The organism is Pseudomonas sp. Eqa60 (assembly GCF_018326405.1).
GTDB lineage: Bacteria > Pseudomonadota > Gammaproteobacteria > Pseudomonadales > Pseudomonadaceae > Aquipseudomonas > Aquipseudomonas protegens.
The window spans coordinates 2,414,797-2,439,407 of record NZ_AP024342.1 but is presented as its reverse complement, the minus strand read 5'-3'; the positions used below and the strand labels follow the sequence as shown (position 1 = coordinate 2,439,407).

General features: G+C 57.8%; 37 protein-coding genes and 1 pseudogene. 2 read left to right on the top strand and 36 right to left on the bottom strand.

What is annotated here, in order from left to right; genetic code table 11:
• Positions 1 to 68: 68 nt before the first annotated feature.
• From KI242_RS11250 to KI242_RS11135, 24 genes are all read right to left on the bottom strand, one after another.
• Complete coding sequence (locus tag KI242_RS11250; protein WP_212806142.1) at positions 69 to 485, bottom strand: hypothetical protein; 417 nt, start codon at positions 483 to 485, stop codon at positions 69 to 71.
• A 78-nt stretch (positions 486 to 563) separates the two neighbouring features.
• Positions 564 to 1,979, bottom strand: coding sequence for a hypothetical protein (locus KI242_RS11245; protein WP_212806141.1), 1,416 nt, complete (start codon positions 1,977 to 1,979; stop codon positions 564 to 566).
• Positions 1,976 to 2,284, bottom strand: coding sequence for a hypothetical protein (locus KI242_RS11240; RefSeq protein ID WP_212806140.1), 309 nt, complete (start codon positions 2,282 to 2,284; stop codon positions 1,976 to 1,978). The genes KI242_RS11245 and KI242_RS11240 overlap by 4 nt, the downstream gene beginning before the upstream one ends.
• Positions 2,284 to 2,940 (bottom strand): phage baseplate protein, encoded by a 657-nt coding sequence (locus KI242_RS11235; protein WP_212806139.1) that lies wholly within the window; start codon positions 2,938 to 2,940, stop codon positions 2,284 to 2,286. Before KI242_RS11235 ends, KI242_RS11240 begins: the two co-directional genes overlap by 1 nt.
• Before the next feature lie 2 nt (positions 2,941 to 2,942).
• On the bottom strand, positions 2,943 to 4,328 hold the full coding sequence (locus KI242_RS11230; protein WP_212806138.1) for a hypothetical protein: 1,386 nt from the start codon (positions 4,326 to 4,328) through the stop codon (positions 2,943 to 2,945).
• Between the two features lie 156 nt (positions 4,329 to 4,484).
• On the bottom strand, positions 4,485 to 4,886 hold the full coding sequence (locus KI242_RS11225) for a hypothetical protein (RefSeq protein ID WP_212806137.1): 402 nt from the start codon (positions 4,884 to 4,886) through the stop codon (positions 4,485 to 4,487).
• Between the two features lie 3 nt (positions 4,887 to 4,889).
• Positions 4,890 to 5,297: a hypothetical protein gene (locus tag KI242_RS11220; RefSeq protein WP_212806136.1), complete on the bottom strand. Its 408-nt coding sequence runs from the start codon at positions 5,295 to 5,297 to the stop codon at positions 4,890 to 4,892.
• A 10-nt stretch (positions 5,298 to 5,307) separates the two neighbouring features.
• The gene (locus KI242_RS11215; protein WP_212806135.1) at positions 5,308 to 6,450 is read right to left on the bottom strand and encodes a DUF3383 family protein; all 1,143 of its coding nucleotides are present in this window, start codon (positions 6,448 to 6,450) and stop codon (positions 5,308 to 5,310) included.
• An 18-nt stretch (positions 6,451 to 6,468) separates the two neighbouring features.
• Positions 6,469 to 7,014, bottom strand: a complete 546-nt coding sequence (locus KI242_RS11210; protein WP_212806134.1) for a hypothetical protein — start codon at positions 7,012 to 7,014, stop codon at positions 6,469 to 6,471.
• On the bottom strand, positions 7,011 to 7,382 hold the full coding sequence (locus KI242_RS11205; protein ID WP_212806133.1) for a hypothetical protein: 372 nt from the start codon (positions 7,380 to 7,382) through the stop codon (positions 7,011 to 7,013). The genes KI242_RS11210 and KI242_RS11205 overlap by 4 nt, the downstream gene beginning before the upstream one ends.
• A complete protein-coding gene (locus tag KI242_RS11200; RefSeq protein ID WP_212806132.1) occupies positions 7,379 to 7,978 on the bottom strand; it encodes a hypothetical protein in 600 nt (199 codons plus the stop codon). The genes KI242_RS11205 and KI242_RS11200 overlap by 4 nt, the downstream gene beginning before the upstream one ends.
• Complete coding sequence (locus KI242_RS11195) at positions 7,979 to 8,398, bottom strand: DUF4054 domain-containing protein (protein WP_212806131.1); 420 nt, start codon at positions 8,396 to 8,398, stop codon at positions 7,979 to 7,981. It lies immediately after the preceding gene.
• Position 8,399: 1 nt separating this feature from the next.
• Entirely contained in the window at positions 8,400 to 8,567 is a 168-nt protein-coding gene (locus KI242_RS11190; RefSeq protein WP_212806130.1) for a hypothetical protein, read from the bottom strand.
• A gap of 45 nt (positions 8,568 to 8,612) precedes the next feature.
• Positions 8,613 to 8,951: a hypothetical protein gene (locus KI242_RS11185; protein ID WP_212806129.1), complete on the bottom strand. Its 339-nt coding sequence runs from the start codon at positions 8,949 to 8,951 to the stop codon at positions 8,613 to 8,615.
• Positions 8,952 to 9,019: 68 nt separating this feature from the next.
• A complete protein-coding gene (locus KI242_RS11180) occupies positions 9,020 to 10,048 on the bottom strand; it encodes a DUF2184 domain-containing protein (RefSeq protein ID WP_210482377.1) in 1,029 nt (342 codons plus the stop codon).
• Positions 10,049 to 10,053: 5 nt separating this feature from the next.
• Positions 10,054 to 10,548: a hypothetical protein gene (locus KI242_RS11175; protein ID WP_212806128.1), complete on the bottom strand. Its 495-nt coding sequence runs from the start codon at positions 10,546 to 10,548 to the stop codon at positions 10,054 to 10,056.
• A gap of 2 nt (positions 10,549 to 10,550) precedes the next feature.
• A complete protein-coding gene (locus KI242_RS11170; protein ID WP_212806127.1) occupies positions 10,551 to 11,711 on the bottom strand; it encodes a DUF2213 domain-containing protein in 1,161 nt (386 codons plus the stop codon).
• 25 nt (positions 11,712 to 11,736) lie between these two features.
• Positions 11,737 to 12,552: a minor capsid protein gene (locus KI242_RS11165; protein WP_212806126.1), complete on the bottom strand. Its 816-nt coding sequence runs from the start codon at positions 12,550 to 12,552 to the stop codon at positions 11,737 to 11,739.
• A gap of 3 nt (positions 12,553 to 12,555) precedes the next feature.
• Positions 12,556 to 14,418 (bottom strand): phage portal protein, encoded by a 1,863-nt coding sequence (locus tag KI242_RS11160; RefSeq protein ID WP_244868180.1) that lies wholly within the window; start codon positions 14,416 to 14,418, stop codon positions 12,556 to 12,558.
• A gap of 16 nt (positions 14,419 to 14,434) precedes the next feature.
• Positions 14,435 to 15,778, bottom strand: coding sequence for a PBSX family phage terminase large subunit (locus KI242_RS11155; protein ID WP_212806125.1), 1,344 nt, complete (start codon positions 15,776 to 15,778; stop codon positions 14,435 to 14,437).
• Positions 15,765 to 16,325, bottom strand: a complete 561-nt coding sequence (locus tag KI242_RS11150; RefSeq protein WP_212806124.1) for a terminase small subunit — start codon at positions 16,323 to 16,325, stop codon at positions 15,765 to 15,767. The genes KI242_RS11155 and KI242_RS11150 overlap by 14 nt, the downstream gene beginning before the upstream one ends.
• A gap of 5 nt (positions 16,326 to 16,330) precedes the next feature.
• On the bottom strand, positions 16,331 to 16,504 hold the full coding sequence (locus KI242_RS11145; protein WP_212806123.1) for a hypothetical protein: 174 nt from the start codon (positions 16,502 to 16,504) through the stop codon (positions 16,331 to 16,333).
• A gap of 57 nt (positions 16,505 to 16,561) precedes the next feature.
• Positions 16,562 to 16,894: a hypothetical protein gene (locus tag KI242_RS11140; protein WP_244868178.1), complete on the bottom strand. Its 333-nt coding sequence runs from the start codon at positions 16,892 to 16,894 to the stop codon at positions 16,562 to 16,564.
• Between the two features lies 1 nt (position 16,895).
• Positions 16,896 to 17,219, bottom strand: a complete 324-nt coding sequence (locus KI242_RS11135; protein WP_212806370.1) for a peptidase M48, Ste24p — start codon at positions 17,217 to 17,219, stop codon at positions 16,896 to 16,898.
• 171 nt (positions 17,220 to 17,390) lie between these two features.
• On the opposite strand from KI242_RS11135, the gene KI242_RS11130 reads away from it, so the two are divergent.
• Positions 17,391 to 17,624, top strand: coding sequence for a hypothetical protein (locus KI242_RS11130; RefSeq protein WP_212806122.1), 234 nt, complete (start codon positions 17,391 to 17,393; stop codon positions 17,622 to 17,624).
• Between the two features lie 135 nt (positions 17,625 to 17,759).
• Here KI242_RS11130 and KI242_RS11125 read toward each other — a convergent pair whose 3' ends face one another.
• The 12 genes and pseudogenes from KI242_RS11125 to KI242_RS11065 form a co-directional block, all read right to left on the bottom strand.
• Entirely contained in the window at positions 17,760 to 18,440 is a 681-nt protein-coding gene (locus KI242_RS11125) for a hypothetical protein (RefSeq protein WP_212806121.1), read from the bottom strand.
• Complete coding sequence (locus KI242_RS11120) at positions 18,437 to 19,015, bottom strand: recombination protein NinG (RefSeq protein ID WP_212806120.1); 579 nt, start codon at positions 19,013 to 19,015, stop codon at positions 18,437 to 18,439. Before KI242_RS11120 ends, KI242_RS11125 begins: the two co-directional genes overlap by 4 nt.
• Positions 19,015 to 19,431 (bottom strand): recombination protein NinB, encoded by a 417-nt coding sequence (locus tag KI242_RS11115; RefSeq protein WP_212806119.1) that lies wholly within the window; start codon positions 19,429 to 19,431, stop codon positions 19,015 to 19,017. Before KI242_RS11115 ends, KI242_RS11120 begins: the two co-directional genes overlap by 1 nt.
• Positions 19,428 to 19,670, bottom strand: a complete 243-nt coding sequence (locus tag KI242_RS11110; protein WP_212806118.1) for a hypothetical protein — start codon at positions 19,668 to 19,670, stop codon at positions 19,428 to 19,430. The genes KI242_RS11115 and KI242_RS11110 overlap by 4 nt, the downstream gene beginning before the upstream one ends.
• The gene (locus KI242_RS11105) at positions 19,667 to 20,188 is read right to left on the bottom strand and encodes a hypothetical protein (protein ID WP_212806117.1); all 522 of its coding nucleotides are present in this window, start codon (positions 20,186 to 20,188) and stop codon (positions 19,667 to 19,669) included. The genes KI242_RS11110 and KI242_RS11105 overlap by 4 nt, the downstream gene beginning before the upstream one ends.
• Positions 20,185 to 20,349 (bottom strand): hypothetical protein, encoded by a 165-nt coding sequence (locus KI242_RS11100; protein ID WP_212806116.1) that lies wholly within the window; start codon positions 20,347 to 20,349, stop codon positions 20,185 to 20,187. Before KI242_RS11100 ends, KI242_RS11105 begins: the two co-directional genes overlap by 4 nt.
• Positions 20,349 to 21,160, bottom strand: a pseudogene (locus KI242_RS11095) (ATP-binding protein). Before KI242_RS11095 ends, KI242_RS11100 begins: the two are co-directional and overlap by 1 nt.
• A complete protein-coding gene (locus KI242_RS31735; RefSeq protein ID WP_244868177.1) occupies positions 21,150 to 21,932 on the bottom strand; it encodes a Pyocin large subunit-like protein in 783 nt (260 codons plus the stop codon). Before KI242_RS31735 ends, KI242_RS11095 begins: the two are co-directional and overlap by 11 nt.
• Positions 21,932 to 22,723: a Rha family transcriptional regulator gene (locus KI242_RS11080; RefSeq protein WP_212806369.1), complete on the bottom strand. Its 792-nt coding sequence runs from the start codon at positions 22,721 to 22,723 to the stop codon at positions 21,932 to 21,934. Before KI242_RS11080 ends, KI242_RS31735 begins: the two co-directional genes overlap by 1 nt.
• Positions 22,724 to 22,815: 92 nt before the next feature.
• The gene (locus KI242_RS11075; protein WP_212806115.1) at positions 22,816 to 23,028 is read right to left on the bottom strand and encodes a hypothetical protein; all 213 of its coding nucleotides are present in this window, start codon (positions 23,026 to 23,028) and stop codon (positions 22,816 to 22,818) included.
• Positions 23,029 to 23,047: 19 nt separating this feature from the next.
• The gene (locus tag KI242_RS11070) at positions 23,048 to 23,248 is read right to left on the bottom strand and encodes a hypothetical protein (RefSeq protein WP_039012569.1); all 201 of its coding nucleotides are present in this window, start codon (positions 23,246 to 23,248) and stop codon (positions 23,048 to 23,050) included.
• A 28-nt stretch (positions 23,249 to 23,276) separates the two neighbouring features.
• The gene (locus KI242_RS11065) at positions 23,277 to 23,486 is read right to left on the bottom strand and encodes a hypothetical protein (protein ID WP_092316391.1); all 210 of its coding nucleotides are present in this window, start codon (positions 23,484 to 23,486) and stop codon (positions 23,277 to 23,279) included.
• 90 nt (positions 23,487 to 23,576) lie between these two features.
• Between KI242_RS11065 and KI242_RS11060 the strand changes: the two genes are divergently transcribed.
• Positions 23,577 to 24,308, top strand: coding sequence for a helix-turn-helix transcriptional regulator (locus tag KI242_RS11060; RefSeq protein WP_212806114.1), 732 nt, complete (start codon positions 23,577 to 23,579; stop codon positions 24,306 to 24,308).
• Positions 24,309 to 24,611: the final 303 nt, after the last annotated feature.

Sequence of the window (24,611 nt, the reverse complement as noted above, 5' to 3'; positions counted from 1 at the left end):
CTCCATTTTCCGCGGACAATAAAAAACCCGCCGGGGCGGGTCAGTACGATATTTTCTTAGGTTGGCGCTTATCGGATATCACCGAAACCGTCAGTAAGGATTCCCTTATCACCATACTGGCTATTCACTAGGGCTCGGATCTTCGACTCGACATGGCGTAGGCTAGACATCATTCCTTTTGTCGGGCCATTGGTCAGTGACTTGCAGCCACTGCGCGCCAGGCTCAGGTCATGCTCCCTGATATCAGCGATCATCGAATTGTAGATCTGCATGTTTTGCGACTTTAAGGCCAGCGATACGGAGCCGCCTCCATATGCCGGATCATTGGCTACATTCACCACACCGCTACCAGCCATGAGTGCAGTGTCAACATAGTTGTACATCTGGCGACCGTCGCACCGCTTCTCGCTGTCGTCCGCGAACGCTACGCAGGAGCCCGCTGCAGTGATCAGCACAACAGCGCCAAGAATGGCGTTGCTCTTCATTGAGGCTTCCTTTAAATAGCCTTTGGGGTTACGGCGAAATGTAGCAGATCGACAGCAGCTATTCCGATGGCCATTACCTCACCTGACGAACTGCTGCCCACGCATATAGGAGGTATTGGCGGATGCCACGGCCTCGCCGCGGGTGATCACCCCGTTACGGTTCACGTCCAGACCTGAGTTGGCTGCATACTCACGCTGATAGGGACCGCTGTCGCGCTCCCACATCACATATGAATCAGGGCGCCCTACTGCCGCTGGCCACAAAACTGCTAGGTATGCATCACCCAGATTCCTGATCCGGCCAGAGTAAGGTTTGTAGTAAGCCTCTACATAGTCAAGCTGGCTCACAGCGGTCATGCGTGCAAGCTGGGCGGTTGATGTTCCGAGTGAGATCGCCGAGCGCTCCAGGAACTGGATAAGCCCTGTTGCGGTACTTCCTGGGTTTCTTGCCGCAGGACTGAACGTGTAGCCAGTCTCGAAGCCCATAACCGCCATAAGCCAGTTCGGGTCGAATGACAGGCGACCGCATACCTCGCGCACCTTGCCCCTAAAAGCCTGGTCAACTCTTGCACCCCAGATCAGTTTCCCGTTTTGCGGAGTTGCGGTCTCGGTCACCGTCGGCGTGGTGCCGGAGCGCAAGCCGTCTATCTCGGTTCGCCAAAGGTCGCTGTGCGAATCACCGGAGTGTTTCATGGCGAAAATGTTGTACTCGCCGTTGGCGCTGGCGTCACCACTTAGTTCGGACACGAAAAGGTTTCCGGTGTTGAAGGTTGCAAACTCGCTTTCTACGTTAATCTTGCCGTTGATGCGCAGTGCAGGATTGAGCTGCACCGCCACGAATACGCCGAGGCCGTCAGGCCCTCGGGAGACCTCTGGTATGCCGATCATTCCGCTGAACTGATCTACCTTCACTGTCGTTGTGGTGCGCGGCATGTTCGGCTTCGTGACGACAATACGTCCTCGGTCCTGCATCCATTCGAATTTATAGGCGTATGCGAGGTCGGTCATAGCCTGCGGAATGTCACCATCAACTACCAGACCTGATGACAGAGGCTTATCATCAGAAAACTGGGCGTTGTCGATATCAATGGGTAGTGGCCACGCTGCAGCAAGGGCGCGGATAACTTCCTCAATCCTGGTTCCGATACCAAAAGACAGCTGGGCTGATGCCCGATCAGTCGCTGGCTGCCCTGACCTGCATATCAGTCTAGTGATGATCTCCGGCGAACCAGGCTCCCTCTCGCGTAAGGTGTTGGTAACGTATCCGGTGAATACCGCGTCAACATTGTCGCTATACCCGGCTCGCAAAACGATGCTGGATCGCTGGCGAATCGCTGAGCCTTTGTTCATGTTGTAGAGGCGGATATCTGCAAACGAAAGAGCATCACCAGGGGAAATATCGACGCTGAACTGAACTCTAAACTGCCTGCTACCGGATTGAAGGCCGATGTAAGGCTGCCCATCAATATCAATAGACCAAACGCGAGATCTCATATTTCCACCGGCGGAGGTATCCAGACGAGGAAGTTATCAATGCCTAGGTTATCCAGGGTCACATCTTTGCCAGTGAACACCATCTGACCAATCCCAGTCCGATAGCTTTGGATGATGTCGCTCCCTGGCTCGAGCATTGCCCCTGCAACGATTCGACTGCCGTCACGCAGCAGGTTCATAGACCACGCGGGCTCATCCAGGTATGAGACAAAATCTATTTCAAAGTCGATCAGGTTCCCTCCGAGCTGCACGCCAAAGCGTTGGTGAGCGTTGGAGGCGCCAGCGCGCAATGGGATGGTGAGCATCAGACGACTCCATCAAGAATTCCGTTAACTGCATTCGACAGACTGTCAGATGCCTCTTTGGCGATAGCCTGACCTCGATTAATGATCCGGGATAATGCTGATTTGGATGGATCACCATCACGCAACTGATCTGGAGTGCATTGGATATCGCGCTGAATACGATCCAGATCAATGATCTCCTGCAACTCCACAACGAACTCAAGCCCTCCTTCGTTGCGCGGTTCCTTGGTTCGGGATAGACGGGTTATCACCATGTTGCGAAGTAGGATGTCGCCGGCATCAATATCGAATGGATCCGCCGCTTGCATGAGGACGATCAGAAAGTCCAAAGTTGAGCTCGCCCTGGTCTCATCACTACCGGCCAGCCATCCAGCAGAAAGACCGGCTACCGCTGAGACAATAGGGTTGTTGGTCAGATTCGAGAGTGCCCCACCGAGGAAATCCGTTAACTGAACCTTAACCGGGTTGTTGCTGATTGCCCCGGTCATTGTCCATTTGAACGGGTTCAAGATGCGGTGATCTGATATCCGAACACCAGATTCAATAGGAATTGAAGTTAGCGTTACGGTTGCCTCAAACGTATCTTCCAGGACCGCGTCAAAGGAGTAGCCAGCGATAGTGGGCGCTTGGCGCGTGAAGATATTGATAATGCTCACGGCTATCGCTCCGTCGTTGTCTTCATGTCACCAAGGGTTTCGTACGCGGTGCGCTCGTTTACGTCGATGATTTTGGATTCAAGAGCCTGCCCATCAATCTGAATTGTGGCATTCAATCTACTTTCAACCTTGATAGGAGTGCGCGTCAGCGCTCCAGCGAGGGCATCAGCAGCAGCCTGCCGATCCTCTTCAGGGTTTACTGTATTTGTCGGGGGCAAACTGTCGACAGCCCCCCTATCGCCAAGTATCCAGTCCTTAGGCTGCGTATCAATTACTGAATCACGACCAATACTGCTTTCTCTACTAAGGGGAACCTCAGCTGCAGATTTTCCACCAAATAACAGTTCAATCGGGCTCTGAATGCGCTCTAGCCCCGTTACACCCTTGAGCCACTCATCAAATCCGCGTGATGCGTCTCCATAACCTGGCACATAGTCGTTTAGGGTTCGGTTGAGAAGGTTCGAGCCCACGGCGCTGCCTGTTATTGCGAGCCCTGCTGTACCTGCCTTACTAACAGCTCCGCCAACAGTGGTGAGACCAATCTTTGACGCTGCTGCGCCGGCCAGGGCGGCAGAGGCGGAAGCACCCAAGGCAGCTGTAGCGCCATGGTTATCGGCGGCGTAATCAATAACGTCGCTGATCTCTCCTCTGTACTCCTTGAGGAAGTTATTCACGGCGTTCCCTGCACCGATCAGGCTTGGCAAAAACTTTTCAGCTAGCTCGTTCTTTACTCCCTCAATAATCAGGCCAAACTCTGCGGAGTTGTCCGCAAGCTTTCTCGCGTTTTCATTGAGCTGATCAATTGACCCAGTTAGCCCGCTGGCGCGCCTCATGGTGTCGTCAAGCTGTTCCACGCCTCCCGAAAGCGATCTGAACACACCGTCCGACAGACCAAGAGAGCTCTGAACGACTGAGCGTTGACCCTCGTCTAGATTGGGGATCATTTCCGCTAGAGCGCGCATGAACTCTTCGCCGGTTTGCGTCTCATAGAGCGCACTTACATCCAGGCCGGCCATTGCCAAATCATTGATTGGCCCAGCTTCGCCTTTGAGGCGCAGATTGTTCTGGATTTCCTCGAAGCGCTGCAAGGTATCAAGCGCTTCGGATGCGTCGCCCCCCATCAGCTTTACAGCACTACCAAAGCTGTACACCGTGTTCATCGAGGTGCGTAGGTTCTGGGTGGACATAGCCAACTTATCGACCCGATCAGCGACCCCTACTATAGAGGCGGCGCCCGCTCCAAATGCGCCGACAAGTGCAGCCGATATGCTTAATGCATTCGATTTGATCCCACCTAAACTGGCATTTATCTTCCTGTCGCCAACTTCTAGGGCCTTGGTGTCATAGCCGATGCCGATCAGGAATGACTTCAGTACTTTGCTAGCCATTCTTCGCAGCCTCGTATTGATCCCACAGTTCGTCCATGGCTTGGTTAAAGCGCTCGACGCTGGCTAGGGAGTGGGTTCCATCTTCAAGTTGCGCCCAGGTGCACAGCGGCGGGCACACGCCAACAATCCCGACGCAGGGGCGCATCAGGAACCAATTTACTGCGCTGCGCTTTCCGCGCCCGGCTGCCTTGGGCTTTTTTCGCCGCTTGGCAGCCAGTCGAAAAAATCGGAGAGGTTCCAGCGCAGAAGCTCAGCCAGCAGTTGGTTGTATTGCACCATTTTACCGCCGAAGTCGGCGACAGTGACGGCGCGCTCGGTACCGTTGATGAACACCCGAGTCATGAGTATCTGCACGACCTGGGCTTTCACGTCTTGGCGCATCGACATGAACATGGCGCAAAGCACCTTATCGTCTACATCGAGCCCTGCTCCTGCAGCAGTGTGGAATCGCTCCAGAACGGCGCCAGACAGGAGGGACATCAGGCGGTCCTGATCGACGGCGCTGGCCATGGCGGCGTTGTACTGAACTCCGCCGATGGTGAATGGTTTCACGCTCATCTATCAGCCCCTTGTCGCTTCCCAGATGTTGAACTGCATCGTGAACTGGTCGTCCGTGATGGTGGAGCCGGCCCGACCGCGCTGTCCATCGTTCACGATCACGCCCTCCGAGCCCAGTGCCGTTTCCAGCGTGCCGATCTGGGTGAAGGTCAGTGTGATGTTCGCGTTCGAGTTCAGCAGACCCTGCACGTATGCAGAGTCGGACGAACCCGGGTTGAGGTAGACGTTCACCTCGCGGCCCGGATTTTGGCGGTCGAGGCGGACGGCGCTACCGCCCTGCCCCCGGCGCAGCTGGCTACGCGGATCGATTGGCGCGTCCGTATATGGAGTGGCGGTTTCGCCCCAATCCTGGATCTGCCGGCCATTGATAGTGACGACAGAGAGGTCGTTCGAGAAATTACCTAAACTCATGGGTCACCTATCAATAAACGTCGAGGTCAACATCAACGATGTGGATTGCGCCGGCGCGGAACAGGCGGATGCGGAGTGGTGCGGCCTTGCGGGCGTTACGGTCGGCGTCCGACAAGTCGAGGATGTCCTCTGGCTTGGTCAGAATCTCGAAGCCGATGGTGTACTTTTCGAGGCCGTCGTCCGGGTCGATGTAGTTGCGCGGGCCCAGGTAGCCGTTGTTGATGAACTGTTGCATGGTCGCCCGGGAGGCGCCGATCAGCACGGCCTGGCCGACAGGGGTCTGGGCAAGCTTGGTGGTTTGGTTGGCTACCGCGTTGTAGAGCGAGGTCGTCAAGTAGTTAATGCACGCGTCGAGGTTGACCACGTCATCGATGAACTCGCCATACGTGCTGTGCGTCAGCGTATTCAGCCAGCGACCAGAGTCAGTCGACCCCTGGTTATCCACCACGGTATAGAAAACGGTCTTCTTCTTGTCGCTCTGCATCGCGCTGTAGGCGGTACCGGTTAGAGACTCTGCGGTCACGCCAGGAGACTTCTTGAACTCGCCAGTAATGGTCGAGCGGTCGGCGCTGTAATTCACGGCTGCATAGTGTTTGGCCAGGGCCGAGCCCGAATATGCATCCGTGGCATGCGCAGCGGTGTAGACATGGCGGAAGCCAGCCGAAGTCAGCTGAGTGGCAATATCGTCAATGTCAGCCGGGTCGCGAATCTCAGCAGTTGAGGCGCCAGTCTGGTTGTCGATGAACATGCTGGTGTTGTCTTCACACCACTGGGCGATCTCCAGCACATCGGCCTTTACGGCAAGCACAGGGGCAGTCCACATGGTCCAGTACCACCAGAAGAGGTTACGGGCCTTGTTCAAGGTCGCCGCGCGAGTCGTGTCGGCAGTTGCCACGCCATACACCGTAAGCTCTCGGGTAGCCGGAGTGCCGCCAAGCCAGCGCTGGGCCGCCTTGTACGTCTCAGTTGTCTCCGCGAAATCTACCGAAAGTGCCGGCAACGTGAAGTACTTCCGGTACGAATCCGGCGCGAAGCCCACCGGAAGCTCAAGCTGAGGAGCGAACAGTGTGGCACTGGCAAAGTTCGCATTGCCCAGGCCTGCCGGGCTGATCCGGGCATTAATCCGGATGATGTTGGTAGCTGGATAGCTCACTGTGCTAGCTCCAATGGGTTATGTGGGGTCGAATTCCACGGTGAAGGTGTCGAGCACCCGCGCCTTTTCGTTTTGAAGAGCAACCTCAATGCTGAGGATGTTGTTGATTTCTGAAATGCTGATCGCCTCGTACATCAGGCGGATGGTGATCTGCGCCCGCTGCTCGAAGTTGGCAGACTGCAGGCTGGTGAGGTTGTTGACGGCATCAGTGCTGTTCCAGCCGATCTTGGCCTTGAACAGCATCATGCTCACGTCTGGCCGCTTGTTGGCCTGCTTCAGGCGCTCGGCGTACATCAGGGATTCGCCGCGGTAGAAGTTGATGCTGGCAGAGCACATGATTTGCGCGCGCACTTCGGTCTCGACCAGGTTGCCCGGGATGTCGCGGGTTTTGACGTTCGCCTGACCGCGCTCGCCGACGTACTGGCGCGGCGTGATCGTGGCGTACGCACCCTTTGGCGCAGGCATGCTGCCGGGACCGGCCTGATCGGCCAGTAGACACTCGGGCACGCCGGTCGCCAGCATCACAATCGGGCGCAGCTTCTTGAACAGCTCTTCGTTGGTCATGCTGGGCCGCCCGACTGATCGTCAATCCGCATAACGAGGACCTTGCAGTAGTTCCGCCAGTACCTGTTGTCGCATTTGACGGACTTCCACTGCTGACCAAGGAAGGACCAGGTTCCGGTCTGGTCGATCAGTTGCATCTCGCCCTGGTTGATGTAAATGCGGCGCAAGTCGGTGATTCGCTCCCCACCTTGACGGATGAAATCGACTTCTCTGTCGCTGGCTGGCTGGATGTTTACGACGTATGGGCTCGCCTGTGGCACCCCTGGCGTCCAGATGCCATCAACCCAATCACCACCCACATCGACCGTACGGCTTGCGGCGACACTGACGAACACGTCATCAATGTGGCCTTCCATGTTCAGGCTCATTCCAAGCCCTCCGATGCGGGGCCTATAGAAACTTTGTGCGTGACCGACTGACGCATGGCGCCGGTATCGATCAGCGGGTTGCTGCTACCTTTCTGGCGAATAGTTGATGCGGCGTTCGGCGGGGTCCTAAGTTCGGTCATGTAGACCTTCACCGCAGCTTCGGCAACGACACCCACCGCTTCAAGGATCTGATCCATCGACTGCCCAGCCTCTATCCCTTCTTGGATAGTCAGCAGAACCTCTTGCGTAGCACTTGCCACTCCAGGTTCAAGCCATGGCCTGGCAGGGATAGTGATGTTGTGGGGCTTGGTCACGCCCAACTCCATATAACCACTGCCAGATCTTAGAAACCGGACCTCATCACGATCAGCTGCTGCCTTGCTGGCGTATCCATACGAAGTACCGCCAGGATGTTTGATATCGGCGCCGAACTCGTTGATGGCGCCGAGGCTGGCCATGGTTAGGTCGCCTGACTCGACATTCCCCGCCTCTTCGTGGATTCCGACAGTGACAACTCGATCAGACCTCAGCGCGCTCAACTCCTTAGCGAGCTCGTCCTGAAGCTCCTGGAATCCTTGAATGTCGAGAGTGATCATCTAAACCGCCTTGGCACCCATCCCGGCGCGCTTCTTGAGCCTGTAGAACTGCTGGCCATAGTTGGTGTAGGTCAGCCAATCTGTGCCCGCATCCATCATCTGCGGCACGCGATAGGCGATCGATTCATCACCGACCGACTTCTGGGCTACGTTGAGGCGCGCATCGGAGCCAGGAGGCGCTGTTGAGCCGAGGGCGGAAAAGTTGGTTGCCAGCCAGTGGGCAGCGTAGTACTGCATGCCGCGCCACTTGAAGTTGTCGCAGGTCAGCTCAAGGGCACCCCAACGGCTGGAGCCAGTTTCGGTGCCAGCCTCGCAAAGGGCCTCAACGATGTACTCGTCGGGCCACTTAGTTGAGTCCGCGAACGCCTTCAGGACTGGGTTGCTGCGGAAGGCCGAAATCATCTCTGGGGTGATAACCACGTTATTCCCCTTGGTGGCTGGCCAGCAGTTTGCAAACGACTTTAGCCGCGCGAATGGAGGGAATCTTCCCTCGCTGCGTGAAGCTTTGGAGGTCGCCGACCTTTTTGAACTCAAAGCCGGGGCCAGTGATAACCGTCACGCCACCTTCAACAGCTGCCTTAATGCTCACGTCGTCAACCTCGCTATGAATGGTTGGGCGCCAGGCGCCCGGGTGTTACTCGGCCTGGGTGGCCTTGGCTTTGGCGATCTCTGTCTTCAGGCGCTTGGCGCCCCAGCGTTCGCTGACAGTCACGCCGGCAGCGGTCGCTTCCGCACGCAGAGCGTCGATGCCTTCGTCATCACCTTCATCGTCATCGTCGCTTTCCAGCTCATCAGCGCCAACGCGGCGCAGGTCGCCGTTTTTCAGCAGGGCTTTGACGAAATCGATCTTGGCCACCGCATCAGGCACTTCCACGGCTGGGTTTTCACCCGGCAGGATTGGGTAGCTGGTCTCGGTGCCATCCACCAGGTGGTTGATGGTGATCAGTCGTGCTGCTTCGTTCTTCAGGAACATGTCGAATCCTCGCCCGGAATCATTGGCCGCCGCCCCGGGCATAGCGGAGGCGGCCATGGATCGGCTGGTTAGAACTGGTCGCGGTATGCGCCAGAGAACGGATAGCGGAATTCAACGCCGCTGATCTTGTACTCGCAGGGCACGTTGACCTTGAGGTTCCACATCTGCGGCGCCAGGGAGCGCCACGGGATCGGCACCTGCATGCCCAGGTTCTCGTCGTTCAACTCGTAAGCGACGATACGGTCTTTGTTGCCGTTGGACACGCCGGCGGCGGCCAGCTGGGCGGCAGACAGTTGCAGGCGGCTGAAGATGTTGATCGGGCGGCCGGTCAGCGCGGTGAACTGGTTGTTGGTGCGGAAGTACTCGAGGATCGTCTTGTCGGTGATGGTGCCCATCCGCTTGTTCGAGATGAACGCAAAGCGGGCAGCATCCAAGATGATCGTGTCTGGTACGTGAACGGTGGCCGAGTTGATATAGACATCAACCAGGACCTTGTTCATGTCCGCCACGATCTGGTCACCGGTGGTTGCCGGGTCGTACCAGTTCAACGTGGAGTTCGAAAGCGCCAGGTTCGGGTTATTGAACAGCCCGGTCATGCCACGAGCAGCGTCGCCGAAGTAAGCCACGCGCTGAGTGTGCTCTTGAGCACCGCGGAAGGCCAGGCGCGCCTTGGTGGTGTCCAGCGGGATGCGCAACTGTTGCGACTTGCGCAGCTCGTCCAGGCTGTAGCTGTACTTGTTGCCAGCATAACCGATCGGCACGACCGACTTGTTGGCGTTGATGGCCACATCCGGCAGATCGTCGGCGCTTGCGCCGATGAATTTGCCGATGGTCACGCCGTCGTAGCTGATGTAGTCCCACTGATCTACCCATTCAGGCAGAGAAGTGTCGACCGGGATCAGCTCCATGTAGTTGATTGCGGCGTACTTGGCCTCGTAGATACGAGATTCCAGGCTCGCCAGCTGGCTGATGTAGAACGCCAGGCCGTCGTCGAGGGTCGGCAGACCGTCGTTGAACGTCACTTGGTACGCATCGCGGCCGATCTGGTGCGCGATAGCGGCATCGATGGCTACGACGATTTTTTTAAGCTGGGTCATGTCGATTAGCCCCCGACCTTGAGAGAGATTTTTGCCAGTGCGCCGGCGCCGGCGGAGCTGACCCATTTGGCGTTCGGGATCAGGACTGCCAGAGTGGCGGCAGCGCCGACAACGTTGGAGAACTGGCCCTGGTTGGTGCCGGTACCGTCGCCGACAACCAGATACACCGGGTCATCCTTGGCGACTGCTACGCGAGCAGTAACCCAGATTGGCGCCATGGTCTCGACGGTCATGTCGCGCTTGGCAACCGCGCCGAACACGTCGGTCGAGGTGTAGGCACGGTTCAGCTCGCGGCGCACAACGCCGATGAACTGGGCAGCAGTGGATGCGGCCACCGGCAGCTTGGCGCCGTCGTCACCATCACTAACGACGCCCAGACCGTAGGCAATGTTCGCGGTGCCCTTGTTGAGCTTTGAGACGCCGTTGGACACTTCGCCATCAGCGACCATGCCCGCGTACGCGACGCCGTGGTTGATTGCGTTACCACCTTGAACTGGCATGATTAGGCTCCTTTCTGTTTGTGGGCGCCGGACAAGCTTTGCTTGTGGGCCTGATACGGGGTTGGCGCGGCATCAGCAGTGGTTTTGGTGGTTGCGCCGTCTTTTGCCAGCTGGGCCAATTGAGCCAGCAGGACAGCGGCGTCACCGGTGGGCATCTTCGGCTTCTTGTTGCCGTTCTCGTCCTTGTCGTCTTCTTCCTCCTCATCCTTTTCGGACTCGGCATCGAAGGCACACTCGACATAACCGGCAGATTTGTCGCCCCATGCCACTTTCGGGCGCTTGACCGCCAGTGCGGCGCGCTTGATCTCGATCACGTCGAGGCTATCGCAGGTGAAACCTGCGCCTGCAACCTTGCGGGCCAGGGCCTGGGTGTTGCCGATCAGGGCGACGCGAGCATTGATTGCCTCGTCGCTCGACGCTTTGCGAGCCTCGGCCAGATCTTCGGCAGCCTTGTCAGCGGTCGCCTGGGCCTTATCAGCCTTGGATTCCGCATCGGTGGCACGCTTCAACAGTCGCTCGAACGAGTCGGCGACCAATTGGGCGTTCGCAGGATCAGCAACATCAACGCTGCGCCCGCTATCGGTGGTGATAAGTACAGGCATTGTGTTGCCTCCTGGGTTGTGGTCAAAAACGCGGGCATTGGCGCCCGCCCTTGCTCGGTCAACGATCGCAACGTGGTTGATTCGGATTTCACGCTGGATGTATTCGTACGCCTGGCCGTCTTCGGTAACGCCTGGCGCGTGGTCATAAATTGCGGTGTAGCCGGCGGAGACTTCGCACTTACCGGCATTGATGTCGGTGATGGTCTTCTGGTCTTTGACGATCAGGTCGGCGGCCACAAAGTCGCCATCTGGTCGACCGGGCCCGCGCACTACACCCACCGCCACGCCCTTGTAGGTCAGCGCAGTGACAAGCTCTTTTGGGTGATCGTTGGTGATGTCGCTGGAGTCGTAGGTACTCAGCGAATCCGGCGAGAAAACCTCTTCTGGCGGCCGATGCACACGGACAATGCGGTTCGGGTCACCGTCGAGCCCAAGCTCTCTGGCCAGGTATTCCTGAATACCGGTGCGGGCCACCCTGGCCGGCACCTTCAGGAAACCCTCGTCGGTGTACTCTCGCTGGGTGATGCGATACCCAGCCCGGTCGAAAACCGTGCACTTCATATTGCGGCCTCGCGGATTGGATGAGTTAGCGGTAGACGCCCGGCGCTGTGCGGCCTGCGTCTTGGTTGGCCCTGACCTCGCGAGCGCTCACTGGGCGCGCGATGCATCGGCATTGATAGTCAGAGCCGGGTTTGATCGGCACGCCGTCGGAACTCAGCGGTAGGTCGTCCCAGCGGTAGATCCCTTTGCCGTAGGCGGTGACCTTGTTGGCGATCTCAGAGTGACGGTGCCGGACACGGCTGTCGTCGGAGTCGATCCACTGGAAGTACTCGAAGCCGGCGTCTTTCTGCTGCTTCTCGGCCAGTTCGCCCTGGATCTTCGATGTCTGGTCGCGGGCGATCATCTTGGCGCGGCGCTGCGTCACGCCGAACTGCTCCTGCAGCGCCTTCTCGATGTAGCCAGGCCGCATGCCGGAACGCATGTTCGCCATCACCAGCGTCTGCACCTCTTCCAGGTACTTGGCCGGGATGGACTTGATCAGTTGGGCGTTCTGCTGAGCAGATGCCTTCAGGTAGTCCTGCAGCGTGTTGTTGCCGCTGAACACATCGATGCCGGCCGACTTCTTCAGGTCGCGCTCTGACTTCTTCAGCGACGACTGGACGAACTCGGCGGCCATCCGGTTGGCGCCAGCACTGACCCGCTCCGACTGCCACTTCTGCATCAGGCGAGACATCGCACTCAGGATCAGGTCAGACCAAGCATCAGTCGTGACCACGGCGTCCTGTGTGTACTCCGGGGCTAGCTGGCGAACCAGCGGCATGACCTCAGCCGAGATATCGGCCTTAACCTGCTTCACCAGCCGCTGCAGCTTGGCGTTGTACTGGATGCCGATCATGTCCATGGATTACTCCTCGCTGACATCCGCCTTCCAGTTCTGCTTGATCGGCTTGAACACCTCAGCCCCGAGGATGATCTCCCCGCGATACGGCTCTACCTTGCTCACATCAACATCACCCAAGTTGTAGGTGATGGTTATGTGTGGCTGGTACTCCGGATAGTCCCAGGAAGCGCCGATCTCTCTCAGCGACATGTGTCGCCAGGATAGGTCTGAGCTGTTGAACGCCAGAACAACCGCGCCCTCGCCGAACACCTCGAGCATCCGAGGCCCACCAGGTCGAACAGTCACGCCACCATCATCGCGGGAGCTGTAAGCCTCGCCCGCCTTCATCCAGTCGACCGGCGACTTGCTGAACGCCACGGTCACATGCAGGTCGTCGGCGGGCAGGGTCTGCGTGAAACCCTGCGACTTAGCCCAATTGATCAGATCGTCAGCGTTCAATACTGGCCTGAACACATACAGCGGCGCTGGGGCGGCGTCAGATGTCGACTTCTTGTCAGCATCTGGTTCGTCATCCACCGGATCGTTGAACATGGTCAGGTCCTCATCAGCCTCCAGCGCGGCGATCTTGTCGTCGTCGAACTGGTAGAGCTCTTCGGCCTGTAGGCGGCGCTGGATCTGGCTGGTGGTGACGATTCCGCCGTCCTTGTAGAGCAGGTCGGTCTCGGCCTTAGCCTTGTTCGCAGCAGAGATCTGCACAGCGTCCGGCTGCTTGTAAGGGTTCCAGACGTAATTGAAGTCATCCAGCCAACGTCCTGTGGCCGACCGCACCATCACCTCATCGAGCTGGCGAAGGCCGGGGTCGATCTGCGTCAGTCGCTTCGATGAGAGGTGGTTGTAGTAGTTGGTGTCGTCGCCCTGGCCATCATTGCCCAGGCCCTTGGCAGACTCGCCGAACAGGCGCGTCACCGGGATGCCAGCGGCACCGGCGATCCAGGTCATCAGCAGGTCAAGCACCGGCGCCACCCCGGACAGGTCCAGAGTCTTGCGATCGTATGTCTCTTCACCATCCAGCAGCGCCAGGTTGATCGAGGACTTCATCATGCTGAACAGGGCGTAGCGCTTTGTGATGACGTCGTCCTGATCGCTGGCCAGCTCATCGGACAGGCCAACGCGCTTGATGATGTCGACGTTCGCTTCCTGCATCAGTTCAGCGATGCCGTCCTTGCTGGCGACCATGTCCATCACGTCGTCTAGGCACTTGCGCAGCTCTGAGTCACCCCACCCCTGCGTCTGTGCGCGCTGGCGGCGTGGCAACTTGGCACCAGCGAACCGGGCAAAGTGCGTCCAGTGGATCATCTGGGCGCCGGCGGCGATGGTGTAGAACTCAGGCTGCAAGTAGTTCGCGGCCAGGATGTTGGTCTGGTTCAGGTCCATCGCCGTCATGTCGAAACGGTCGATGACCAGCAGGCGGTATAGGTCGCCCTTCTTGATCTTCTCTGGCCGCAACGGCTTGGTCAGGTCCTGGTTGGTCAACATGAGGATGCCCGCGCCACCGTACAGGCGCGCCCAGCTTGTAGCCTCGCTCACCATGGCCGGCAGTTGCAGGCGATCCTCCTCGGCCCGGATTACGTCCGCGTCGTCGCACTTGAGGGTGCGCCACTCGCGGGTCATATCCTCGGCCGGGTAGTCCACGATCGCGCGGGCGAGCCAGCTAGTCTGATATGCCGCATCCAGTTGCTGGAAGTCGTTCAGGAACCCGTACTGGAACTGGTTGTGTGAGCGCTTGGCCTTCTGGGTGCCCAGGCCCGACACAACGTTAACCAGCCCGTCACTCGACGACTTGATCTGCGCCTCGAACTTCTGAGCGGCCCGAACAAGGGCTTTGCCCAGCTTTTTGTCTGCTGGCACTAAGCCCTTCTTGCTCATGTGGTCACCGATTTGGTTATAGGAGGTCGCGAATTGGTCTCGAGTTGGCCACCAAGTGCGGACATGCGCCCATCACAAAAGCATCAGCCAAGTTGGGAGACGCAACACTGCGCCGAGCCAGTTCATCCTTTGTCTCGACCATATCCAGCCCGCGCTTGCTGTAGCGCTTGCGTGGAGTGGACAGTTCGAGCTTGAGCTGCTCGATCTTCCGCAGATCGCCGGAAATGCTGATCAGGTCAGACGCCTTGAACTTGTGCCCCTTGGTGATCGCGTTGAACGTGTTGCGCATGCGATCGGCCACGTCCTGCCAGGCCTGGGCCTTCAGGTTCTCGAACTTGTCCTTGTTCTTGATCTTCGGCGCGTATTCCTTCTCGGGATTGACGATGGCGCCGGCGGCGTTGAACTTGAAGTACCCGCCATGAATGCGCGCCGCCTTCAGTGTTGAGCCGACATGCGCACCGTTGCCGATGCTGTCGTAGATCAGTCGCCCGCCGCGCACGTGAGACCACGCACGCATAGCCGACTCGTTCAGCTCGTCTTCGCCGGCCTTCCAGTCGTCCATCTCAAAGCAGATCGCACCGTCAAACATGGCGCAGGCGTTGCTGTCGTCACCGCTGTCTGCCACGTCATAACCAACAGCCTTGGCGCCGGACAAGCTCATGCCCAATTTCAGGTGCGCGTTAACGCACGCTTCTACCCATGAGAACTTGATAACCGCCGCGTCGTCGTTGGTTCGGGGCTGGCCGAGGTAGATGTGGTTGTACGACTCCTCGTCAGCCTCTTTCAGACGCTCAGCCTTGGATCGTGCGGTATCGGAAAGGAACGGGTTGTCGGCGTAGTTGATGTGCTTGATGACGCAATCGTCGCCCAGCAGCTTTGGAAGCTTGGCTTGGACAAAGTCGGTCATCAGGTCCGGGTTCCACAGAATCCAGATCTCCGAACCTTGCTTGCGGATTGTAGGGTCAATGACTTTCCACTGATCTTCGGTAAGGCCTTCGCCCTCCTCAATCCAGCAGATGTCGACACCCTCAGTACCTTTGATATCGTTCAGGTTGCGAGCGATACCGTAGAACAGGAACTCCGAGCCGGTCGTGCGGTGCTTGATCGACGACACGCCGATATCAAACTCATCAGTCCAGCCGGCCTGATTGATCTTTTCCTTGATGACCGTGTACACCGAGTCGGCGATACGGTTCTGGAACTGGCGAATGCAGAGAAACTTCACCGTGTAGTTGCGAGCCAGGAAGGCAGCCATGCCGCCCGCGTCTTGGGTCTTCGATGAGAACCGCCCACCCTTCAGAAGCTTGTACGGCTTCCTGATCCGCCAAAACTCACGAAGGTTCGGGTTAAGCTGGTACATCGCCAGTGTAGAAGTCGTCCAGCGACTTCCCTTTCGGGCTCATGCTGCCATCGCTGCTGGTGTGGTCGTGCTTCTGTGCAGACTCCCAACCCTGCATGCGGGCGAGCTGCTGAATCGCACTGAGGCGGTCATACATCTCAATCTTCGGCCCGAACTTGGTCATGGTCACCGACTTGATGGTGGCGGCCGCTACCTCGGGGATCTCGACGCTGTCCTTCATCCGCCAGATGGTTTCGCTGACCGGCCCTTCCGGCCCGTCGATCTCACGCTGGTCGAACTCAAGGATGTCAGTGATGGACGTCTCTGCGATAAGACTGAGACGCTCCAGGGCGCGCTGGCGTGTCATTACCGAGTCGGTGACGGCCGATTGGTTGAGCTGTTCAAGCCTCGCCCCAATCTCGCCCTTCTTGAGCAGTGCGCTTGCCTTGTTGTTGATCGTCTCAGGCTTCATGTTCGAAGCGCTGTATGCCTGTCTGTATGCCGCGCTGGCGTTACCCGTCTTCAGGTAGGCCAAGCAGAAGGCCTCCTGCTTTGGGGTCAATGCCATGATCTTTACTCTTGCTCTGTTGGCTTGGCGATCACGGAGTCAAACTTGGCGAAGATACCCACAGCTTTGTGCGACTCGTCGGTTATGAACAAAATTCCTTCATCGACTTCAGCTCGTTCGCCCTTCACGAACTCAACGCGACTTCCGCCATCAATGGTTACTTCGTAAACAGTGGCCATGGTCATTCCTCATATGTGTCGCGACACAATTTGCTTATCCGCGAAACGTGTCGCGCACTACGGATTCTTGGGAGGCGGCGCTACTGGCCCACCTCGTTTGACTGGTTGAAACCCATCAACGTGACCGGTTTCGAACACATGGCCTCGCCTAGCCCACGCATAAGCCACCACGCCCGCGTGAAGCATCACGCCGAACGGGTTTACCCAATGCCCTTGGATGGCTGTTACGAACGCGCCAAACGCCCCAATGGCGACCAGGTAGAACGCCGTGCACAGTAGCGGTTGATCCACAGGGCGAATCCGACGTAAGTAGTCGCAGGCAGCCAGAGCCACCAAGACGCACAGAAGCGCATCAAGCACCCCAAGCGCTGAAACAATGATGCTGTTCATGTCAGGCACCTCGCGCCGTTACGAACGACCCCATTGCCGCCTTCAGTGCTGGGATGATGTTCATCGCTGTCAGACCCAGCACGAATGCCACGCCACACAGAAGATCATCAGTCACCGCCAATTCAAGTTTGGGGGCCAGCCAGAGTGTCACCGGCTGAGTGAGGTATACCGAAAATCCGAAGCCAGTAGCCACAGCGGTCGCTGCCTGCCCCCGGGAAAGGTCTTTCAAGAAGCCAAGGGACAGGATCGAACCGATAAATGCAGCCATGACCACGCCGTATTTGACCAGCACGACGCTGGCGGCAGTGCTCGCTGGTTCTGCCATCGATGTCTCCAGGGAATAAAAATGGCCTGCGTTGGCCTGGGCAATGCCCAAAACAAAAAAGCCCCGATCAATGTCGAGGCCCTGAATAGGTGCGCCCGACAACGCCCTGATCCCGTTGGCAATCCTCCGTGCTATCTTCGGCATTCACGCCAATTGCAAAGGGAGGAACCGATGAAGTCACGGCAACTGCAGACAGACGCTTTTAAAGTTAAGACTGAGTCCGGGAAGGTCTATGGAATTGTCGAGATCACACACCAGACCTATCACGAGTTCCTAAACCCTGCCGACAATGGATGGGCCGATGGCCTAAAAGAGTTCAGGGTGGCTGGAGGCGGTAACGCGAATAGGAAAAGCAACACCGACTACGAGATCGTTTCTACCGGAGAAATAGCAGTTCGTTTCTGATTGTTAGACACAGAAGCAAAAACCCGGCGCGGCGGCCGGGTTCTTGTTAGTCAGTCCTACACACGCAGGAATGACAGGATGGGCAAATAATCGGACATGCGGACATGAAATGCAAGCCCTTTTGAGGCCCTATTTTCAAGCCGCCTCGCTGGCTAGCACTCCTACTGCTTCCAGCATGTGCTGTGCATCGACCAAGGCCTCATTCACCAAAGCTTCGAGCGAACCCTTGATCGCCTGATTCCACCGCCGGTAGGTGCGATCAGTCAGGCCCTGAGCATCCCAGTTCGTCATGTCGTAGTTCGACGCGGCCAGGACGATCATCTCTCCCGATTTCGACTCAGCGACCGACCTGGCGTGCATGTTGGCGCGAGCCACATCGGCGTCCGCTGCCTTGTTGCGCCAATCCCATTGTCCATCCTCCTTGTTTTCCCGGTGCTTCGGCGCCTTGACCTCGACAACGGCGCGCTGGACACCCTTCGACTGCTGCGGAACCGCCCAGACCAGCACGGCCTGCTGGGTGAATCGCAGCGGCGCCGGCGTAGGCACAACCGCGACCAGGCGACCAATTGAATCGATCTTGCGCCCGCGGTGGGTGCTGTACTTGGCCACCAATGCATTCCAATGGCGCGGGGCGAGCTGGGCGTGCAACAGCTTGTGCACGATGCAGTCAGCGAGCAGTGCAGCATCCCTGCCGGTTATCTCACCTTTGAGCTTGCTGGTTTGAACCCTTGGCTCGACGTTGCACCCACCGGCGCTGTTGATGGTTTCCGCTGCCAAAGCGCGGACGACTGCTGAAATGACGTTCTGATAGATCATGCTGCAGCCCTCTTGAGTTCTTTGGTCTTTGCCCGGTATTCGGCGGTCAATGCCTTGAGTTGCTCGACGGTGTACTTCTTCGGTAGATGCGGCCCTTCAAGCCATTCCACAGCATCGGCCCCAATCCGGCGCACAAGCTCCTGGCGATAGTTCAGGAGGTCGCCTGACTTGTGCGTATTGCATGGGGCACATTGGCGCCAGATATTGAGTGGTTCGAATCTGAGCTCAGGGTGAGCGTTGACTGATCTGAAATGGCCGGCGTGCCATTGGCCTTCATGAAAGCGCCCACAGCTGACGCAGGGGAGATCCTTGTCCCTCAGGCGGATAAACTCGTTGACTGCTTTCTGCGCGTCCTTAAGGTGGTCGGCCCTGGTCTTCAGGGCCTCCTTACGGTCTTTGATCTCACGGCGCCCTACTTCGGCCAGCGACTTGCGCGCCTTCTCCTGGTTCACTTCCTTGATCGCAAGTCCACACTTCGGACTGCACACGGCCTGTCCCAGGCGCTGCGGGACGAATGAGGCCCCGCATGCTGGGTTCTTGCAGGTCTTGGGCTTGGGCTGTTTGGTGGCGAGCATCAGTACCTTCCTCCCCAGTTGTCTTTCTGCGTCCACCGCACCTGGTGCTCGGCGCCGAAGGCATGAACCCACTCGATCAGTTCCCCGCACTGCTTCACGGTGAGCTTGCTTGTGCGCTCATAGATGACGTCGAAGCCGTTACCGTCTACCGCAGGGATCATCTGCGGCTTGTCGCCCGTCTCGCGCAGCCAGGCGGCCGTCAGAAGGCGTTTCCAGATCAGGACATCCCACTTCTTGCCGGCGTGCTCGACCTGGGCGGCGATATCGGCCAGAGCCGCGTGCAGGGCCTTGTTCTGCTCCCCGCTTCGGTCCACTTCGGTGATGGCCAGCTTCTTCGGCTTGGCCAGGTCCAGGCCGGCGATGTACCCCATGGCCTTGTTGCGGTCTGATTCGTTGCGGATCTGGAGGCTGGTCATGGCCGGCCACCCGCATTTATCGGCGCCATTGGCGTGATGCCTGGGATCATGTTCGCCCGACGGATCAGGACATTGGCTCGCTCATGCGGCACACCAGCCGCATCCGACACGCCATTGCGGTGACCATGCATGTAGGCTGCGTTCCGGCGCTGCGGTGGCAGCGAGTCCTTGCCGCGCATGTAGCCCTGGACCATTTCCCAATCGGCTTCGGTGTAGCTTTCTGGCTTGGCGTAGGTCATGGCTGCTCCCCCTTGGACAGGGCGGCCGCGTGAAACTTCTCTACACAGCCTTCAAGGTCGTGTTTTTCTTGGAAGTAATCACTGGCGTATGACCCCCAGGCGTAGATTTCTTCTGATGCATCCAGAAGTAACTTGCGCAGCGCCTCGTTCTCGGCCTGGAACCGCTCTGACGCTTCCCTGTAGGTCTTCGCGTCGATCTTCTTGAACTCAAGAGCTCCCTCAAGGCGCTCGTTCTCGGCCTTGAGTCGCAAAACCTCAGCCATTAGCGCCTGGACATTGTTTGACTCGTTCTGCCAGTGCTTACGTACCGAGTCGTTCTCGGCCTTGAGCCGGTCGCGCTCGGCGATCAGGGCCAGGACTACTTCGGGTCTTGCATTCGATACAAATTGCGCATCTTCAGTCGAAGAAAGAAGAAGGCTTCTAACTTCATTTTCGTGATACCAATCGTGCTCGCCGATCTTTTCCGAATGCTGAATTGCATCCTCAGCCAGCCGCTTCAGTTCGGTGTAGTCGGTCATTGCGGCATCTCCTGCATGGCTTGGATTGCCGCATCGGCTTCAGCCCACACGGAATGATCGGCGCCCATATCCTCAAGCTCCATATCACAGCGATCCTCTTCCTCGCGGCGAATGTTCCAAATTGCTCTTGCCACCGCCTCGCGCATGTTGTCGCTGCTCATCAGAAACCCTCCTTGCCGCGCTGCGATTCCCACTCGAACGGAACGACGATTACCCCCCCTCTCTGAGCCGATCTGCGCAGCGTTCGCCGATTGCCGAGGCCAGCGCCTTGGCATCCAGGTTGGAGACGATGACGGTGGGTCGTAGCTCCTCGTAGCGGCCATTGATGATTGAGAACAGCGTGGTCAACTCAAAGTCGCTTGGCTTCTCCTTGCTCACGCCGATCTCGTCCAGGACCAGCAGAGAGGGGCTGATCAGGCTCGATAGGATCTGGCTTTCGCTTTTCTCACTGGCGTTGTCGTATGTGGCACGAATGGCCTGGAGCACTGCGCCGACGGTGCGATACACGGCTGTCGCGGTGGTGGCCGCCATGATCTCGTTGGCGATGGCCACGGCCAGGTGAGTTTTGCCTGTTCCAGGCTTTCCCAGCAGCAGCAAGCAACGGCCAGACTCGGCAATGACTGAGAACTCGGCAGCGTAGCGGCGGCAGGTGTTCAGAGCCTTTCGCTGTTCTGTTGTCTTGGCAACGTACTGGTCAAAGGTCTTGCCCATGAAGCGCTTGGGGATCAGGGCGGCGCCCAGCTTTTCGGCCATGCGGACGCGAAGCGCAGTAGCTTCCTGAAGCTGGCGGCGTGACTCCTCTTCCTCGGCGCGGATGCGGCTGCACTCAGGGCAACCAGATTTCAGATCCCGCCCAAGCACCGAGTAGACCTTCTGCTCGTACGCACCGTGGGTTTCACAGGTGGCCGGCTGAATGCGCGTTCCTGGCGGATAGGCCTGCGCCGGCATGGCAACAATGTTCTCAGAAGCCATAGCTGCCGTCCTCCCGTTGGATTAGGCCGGAGGTGTAGTCACGATCTGCAAAGCCGGTGTGACGGGATTGGGGGAACGGGTGGACGTTGCTGGCAAGCTTGTCCGGGAAGATTCCAGTCCAGCCATTGGCGATTGAGGTGGCGAGCACCTGGTCAGGCGCTGCATGTCCCACCAAGGCCTTGGCCTGCTGCTCGCAGCTCTTGGCGGTCAGTGGCTTGCGGATTTCTTTGCGGTGCTGGCACCAGTCGGCCCACGCCTTCTCGGACACGTTTACGGGTTTGGCAGTCAGCGGATCGAATTTGCAGGACTTCGCTGGTGCGCCAGCACCTTGCTTTTGATCTTGCTCTTTCTTCTCTTCTCTTCTCTTCTCTTCTCTGGTCCGCAAATTGTCCGCATCACTTGCGGACACATTGCGGACAGCCTTGTTTTTGCGGTCGTTGCGCTTGCGCTCACTGTCGTTGGCGCGGCGTTTTGCGCTCGCCCCGTTGTGTTCGTCAAAGCGAGGCATTACAAGGCTTCCGTCGTCCTGCACAGAGGCCCACTCCACATCGATCATGGCCTGGGTAAAGCCCGGCCAGCCCACAACAGCATCCATGGCGTCGACACTGTAACCGTGCAGCACGCCATCGTCGGAATGGGTGTCGAAGATGCTCCAGGCGATGTGCAGTCCGCCGATAATCCGAAGTCTGTCCGCTTTCAATGCGGACACCATGCGGAACACTTTTGGGTGCGTCTGAAGGTCTACTCGCATTTTGATCCAGTCCCCGGCCATTATGCGGCCCTCAGTGCTTTGTCGTGGGTGAACAGGCCATCCCAGGTCTTCTTCATGGGCAGCTCCCCGGCCAGGTACATGTCGTACAGGCGTGCGGCGCCCTTCTTCAGCAGGATCGGCGTGTAGGAGATAAACGGGTCTTTGCCGTGCGGGGTGACTTCGTGCTGGTGCTCAGTCATGTACTTGTCGCGGGCGTACGAGCCAACACGGTGGCGCAGTCCGGACTTGCTCTCGTTGTAGAGCCAGCTGCGCCCTTCCAAGTACTTGCCCACCTGCATGACGTTGACCCCATTGAGGCCCTTGCAGAACTGGGTGTGGGTCATGCCTTCCTTGAAAAGGTTCTCCAGGTGGTTGATCTTTTTGGCCTGGGTGTCGACCTGGACGGTTAGCAGTACGCGGGCTTTCTCCGACTCCAGGGCCATCTGGAGGATTTCCAGCTTGCTTAGGTCGGAGGGCATCGGCTTCGATACCTGGGCCTCCAGCTGCTGCCAACGATCCACCAGTGCGGCAGTGAACTCTGGTGAAAGCTGGGCGACGACAACGAAGCTGTCGCGCTTACCGACCAGGTACTGCTTGATGCGCAGCGGCCCAGGCCCCGGATTGGTGACTTCCTCAAATTGAGGAAGTCCGATCAGTCCTTTGGAGTGAAGGGATTCAATTGTCCGCCACACATTGTCGTGGCGCTTTTGTGTTACCTCGGCGATCTCCCGCGACGACATCCGCGCCACGAAATCGTGGTTCGCGTTTTGTGGCGCGGCATAGCTGAGGGTCTGTACACTTTGGGTCTGCATATGCATAATTGGTCCCAGTTATGTGATGTTGCAGAGAGCCGGGGCGCAATCCCGGCTTTTTTGTGCCTTTAATTTGGCAGAGGCCCTCTGGTTTACCCTGAAGAGTCCCTGCCAGAGGCCCTCATTGGGGTCACCAGTTGAAGGACTTTGGCCTTCTTCCTTCCCACTACAGAAAGCGCGCCAGCAGCTACAGCAGCCTCGAACATCTCGTTCATGGCTCGGCTGAAACTCCAGCCGTTGGCACGCATCAGTTCCTCTACTCTCTGCCGTGTATCAGGCGGCAGCCTTTCGAGCTCGACGGTCATTCAGGCCTCCATAGGCCCTTCAGCCTGCGATATCTTCTTGTTTGTCCTGCATGAGTTCCTCGATCACGCCGTTAGCCACCGCCCATTCGATGATTTCGTAGAGGTAGGTCGCGTGCTGCATGCGGGTCTTCGTCGCGGCTTTGCGCAGGATCCGATCCAGCACAGGTTCGAAACGAACCTTCACCGGAATGGCGCGCTTTTGATTGGGGTCCATGTACATGCTTCGTGCTCCTGGTTTTCAGAAAGGGTTAAGCGGCGGTGTTCTTCTGCGCCTGGGTCGGATCATCAGAACGAACGGCCTTGAGGGCACCGTCTGATTCCTTCTCCAACACGCATTGCATTGGGTACGAGAAGCCACCCGCGGCGCGGCACTGAGAAACGCGGCTTCCGGTTACTCCAAGCGCGTCACCAATCGCTTTGCCAGAGCCGAAGTGCTTCAGGGCGTCGTCATAGGTCATATTGGTTCTCCGGTTACATGAATCGGAGTTTAGAGATCTAAACATGAGAAGGCAAGGTATCTAAACAAGCTGGCGTTTAGAATCCTAAATATGGAATTCAAAGACAGACTCAAGGCACGCATGAAGGCCCAAGGCCTAAATGCAACAGCCCTTCACAAAGCGACTGGGGCCTCCAAGGGCACCATCAGCTTTTGGGTGAACGGGATAAACGGCGCCACTGGCAAAAACCTGCTTGCCTTAGCTAAGGCATTGAAGTGCTCACCTGAGTGGCTGGCCACTGGCCGTGGCGAACCTGAAATAGGCCCCCTTGGAGCGCCAGAAGCAAACCTTGAACTCCTTGGTGACCTTGCCGTGTGGGATGAGGGTGACCCACTAGACGAAGATGATTGCGAAGTGCCTTACTACGCCGAAGTCGAATTTGCCGGCGGAGACGGTATGACGGAAGTCGTAGAGGTTGCAGATCGGAAACTGCGGTTCAGCAATGCAACATTGCGTGCAGCAGGCGTCGATTGCGCGAGTGCAGCTGTAGCGAGAGTCAAAGGCCGAAGCATGGAGCGCCTTATCATGGACGGAGCAGCTATCGGCTTCGACATGAGCGACACCTCAATCATTGATGGCGAAATCTATGCCTTCAATCATGGTGGAATGCTTAGAGTGAAGTACCTCTATCGCCTCCCCCAAGGCTCTATAAGGATCAGCAGCGAGAACGGCGAAGATTATCCTGATGAGATCATGACTGCCGAATCCTGGCGCGAAGAGACCAACATGCTCGGTCGCGTCTTCTGGTGGTCAACCGTTCGCAGGTCCCCACGTAAGAGATAGCCACATCATCCCAATTCCCTAAGCCCGCGATTTGCGGGCTTTTTTTCGCCTCCACGAAATACCCACGGAAAGAAAGTTTAGATTTCTAAATTTAATGCTTGACGCAATCTGTTTAGTTTTCTAAATTCTCACTCAACGCAGCGACAAAGTCCCTGCGAAGGGCCTCAAGAGGACCGCAAGACACGACTGGTGAAGCCGCCAGGTAGCACGGGATCAGCGAAGTGATCTCCCAGCCCTCTAACGGGGACCGACTGGAACCAAGCTCTTTGAAATCAGAAGTAACCCGCGAGAACGAAGCCAGTA